The following is a 2,997-nucleotide window of genomic DNA, read 5'->3' as shown; positions in this document are numbered from 1 at the left end:
ATTCTCACGATCTATTCACAGACTGCATAATGAATCTGACCTGCCCAGCTATGCTGTTTTTCCCTCGCCAATCGAGGGGGTGCCGAAGTTGATGCAACTAGGTGCCGAAGTTATGCAAATACGCAATCGCCTGGCGGCTCAGCAGGGGCAGGGGCCAATGGTCTCCTTTCGCTCTAATAGTTTGCTAGAGGCGCTTGGCTACAAACGCACCAAAGACGGGGGATATGCCTCAAAACTGCGATCGCAGCTTCACCGAGACCTGGTGGCCCTCCACCGCACCGAACTCGTATTTGCCCAATCGCTGCCTAAGGGAGACACCCTAGGTGCCAAGGTCACCATTAAAAGCGTCTTGCGCATTAAAGACTACGAAATCGACAATGTCCCCCGCAACTTTGACCTAGCCAAGGCCGCTGACTATACTTATGAACTGGCTGATGCTTACACTATTTCTCTAGAATTCTTTGATGGCCCAGCCGGTACTGGCGACTCTGTGCTCTTTGCTGAAAGTCTCGATATTCGCCAGCGGCTGGGGGGTAGTACCCAGCACAATTACAAAATTAAGCTACTGACCTACCTGGCGAGCCGCATGCGGTGGGATAAACCAGAGGATGGACAATATCTCAGCATCTCTAAGCGTTACCTGTTTAAAAACCTAGATTTGCTCGGCAGCAACGCCTCTCGAAACAACCAGCTTTTCTGGCGCACGGTGGAGGAACTGCGGGAGGAGGAGTACATTGTAGGAGCCCAGGAAATGCCTGTCAAACAGAAGTCTACAACTATCCAGTTTCAGATCAATTCTGAAAAGCTGCGGGCCGAAAGCTAGCGATGCCGGGGCAGACTAACGTAAGGCTAAAGGCAATTTAAGACCGAGTCGAGTGGTCGTCAATGAACGAAGGTGTTACTAAAAGCCACATCGCTAGGCAATAGCTGAAACCTTTCTCAAGCCTGTGTACCAGTTAAAAATCAGGCTCACGAGTTTAGAAAACCAAGCCGAAATACTTGCAGTTAGTAATGGGTACAACAAACACCTGCAGGATATTTGGGACATGCCATGAGACGGTTTTGCTATCTAGGACTAGCGATATTGACAGCCCTATCGATCGGAATTGCTCAAGGCGTCATCGGGCTGTTACCAGCGCAGGCCATTCCCAGTGCACCCGCTGAAATCCGGGGAGTATGGCTGACCAATGTCGATAGTCAGGTGCTCTTCTCAGAGCAAGCGATCAAAGACTCGCTGCAACAGCTCGCCAACAACCGCTTCAACACCGTTTACCCGGCGGTGTGGAGCTGGGGCTACACGCTCTACCCCAGCCAGGTGGGAGAGCGAGCGACGGGCTACAAACAGGGTCTCTACCCCGATTTAGAAGAGCAGGGGCGTAACAATGCCTTGGAATCTGCCCAGGGCGATCGCAACATGCTGCTAGAAGTGGTGCAAACCGCCAAAGACCTCGGCCTTAGCGTTATTCCCTGGTTTGAATTTGGTTTCATGGCTCCGGCCAGTTCGCCGCTTGCCCAGCGCCACCCCGACTGGCTAACTCAAAAACAAGGGCCTTTGCCCACCGCACGCCTTGATCTAGAAGGCAGACACTCGCGGGTGTGGCTCAATCCATTTCACCCAGAGGTGCAGCAGTTCATTCTCGACCTGGTCGCCGAGCTGATGGACAACTACGAGGTCGACGGACTACAGCTCGATGACCACTTCAGCTTGCCAGCAGCGTTTGGCTACGACCCTTACACCATTAGCCTCTATCGGCAAGAGCATCGCGGCCAGGCACCACCCGATAACCCCTACGACGCCGAGTGGACACGCTGGCGGGCCGACAAAATCACCGCGTTTGTCGATCGGGTATTTTGGACGGTGAAAGTACGACGGCCCAACTCGGTGCTGTCGGTCTCGCCCAACCCGGCCACCTTTGCCTATACCCACCATCTCCAAGACTGGCCCCGCTGGCGCGAAAAGGGGTATATCGAAGAGCTAATCGTCCAGGTTTACCGAGACAACCTCGTCAGCTTTCGCAATGCCCTCCGCGATCGCGCCCTTCAGCAGGCCCGCCGCCATATTCCCACCGGCGTTGGCATTCTGAGCGGTCTAAAAGATCGACCCGTGCCTATGTCGCTGATTCAGCAGCAGGTGCAAACTGCCCGAGGCATGGGCTTTGCCGGAGTCTCATTTTTCTTCTACGACACAGTGTGGACGTTGGCGGAAGGCGAAACCAGCCGCGATCGCACCCAGGCCTTGCAGCGCCTGTTTGTTGCCCCTCGACAGCGCCCAAGCGTTGGCTACGCTCCCAGGCCAGCTGTGGCCAGAAGCTGAACGGGGCGATCGCCAGCGCCGACACCCGTGATCTGCACCCATAGCCAAAAGGATCCCCATCACACCCCATGGTCAGAATTATCACCCCCAAGGCAATACCTCTATCACCTCCTCGATCGAGGATTCACGAGACCATGACTTTGTGAGCACAAACCCCCATCACCCAGGAGCCCCAGCTATGCAACTTACCTATCGCGGCCAATCCTACGAAACCTCTGCCATCTCCGTCGAGGCCGTTCCCACCGACGAAACCACCACCTTCTTAGGCCGACCATACGCCCGCAAGCAGTTCACCGTTGCTCAGCGACAGCAGCCTACAGAACTAACCTATCGCGGCGTTCGCTACGCTCGTTAGGCCGCCAGCTTCCCCTCAGACATCCTCAACACTCCTCCTGCCTCCCCGCCGTTACCAGTGGGGATTTTTATTGGCACCGACCTACCCAGCACAAAACAGTCCCTAGCCTCAATCATCTGTACCACCGTCGGCTATGCCCAGGTGCCAAAGGTTCAAAAAGCAAAACTGCGCTACATCTTGCTGATGTAGCGCAGTTTCGAGTAGGGACCTGGCATCGAGCTATTTTGACAAGGGGCAACCCCCTCACTATCTTCGCCGCAGCTGCGTTTCACGTCTGAGTTCGGGATGGGTCAGAGTGGGTCCACAGCGCCAAAGACACCAGGAAAGC

General features: G+C 55.1%; 2 protein-coding genes, 1 rRNA gene and 1 pseudogene. 3 read left to right on the top strand and 1 reads right to left on the bottom strand.

Annotated elements, in window-relative coordinates; all coding sequences use genetic code 11:
• Positions 1-133 precede the first annotated feature (133 nt).
• The 3 genes and pseudogenes from ACQ4N7_RS30070 to ACQ4N7_RS30060 all read left to right on the top strand — a co-directional run.
• A pseudogene (locus tag ACQ4N7_RS30070) lies at positions 134-823 on the top strand (hypothetical protein); the annotation flags it as partial.
• A 261-nt stretch (positions 824-1,084) separates the two neighbouring features.
• Positions 1,085-2,314, top strand: a complete 1,230-nt coding sequence (locus tag ACQ4N7_RS30065) for a glycoside hydrolase family 10 protein (RefSeq protein WP_430715095.1) — start codon at positions 1,085-1,087, stop codon at positions 2,312-2,314.
• Between the two features lie 178 nt (positions 2,315-2,492).
• On the top strand, positions 2,493-2,669 hold the full coding sequence (locus tag ACQ4N7_RS30060) for a DUF4278 domain-containing protein (RefSeq protein ID WP_430715094.1): 177 nt from the start codon (positions 2,493-2,495) through the stop codon (positions 2,667-2,669).
• A 206-nt stretch (positions 2,670-2,875) separates the two neighbouring features.
• On the opposite strand, the gene rrf is transcribed toward ACQ4N7_RS30060, so the two are convergent.
• Positions 2,876-2,992, bottom strand: a 5S ribosomal RNA gene (gene rrf, locus ACQ4N7_RS30055).
• Positions 2,993-2,997 lie beyond the last annotated feature (5 nt).

Source organism: Nodosilinea sp. AN01ver1, assembly GCF_050565655.1.
Taxonomy (GTDB): Bacteria; Cyanobacteriota; Cyanobacteriia; order Phormidesmidales; family Phormidesmidaceae; genus Nodosilinea.
Note: the sequence above shows the minus strand (reverse complement) of the source record. Positions and strands in the feature narration are given on the sequence as shown.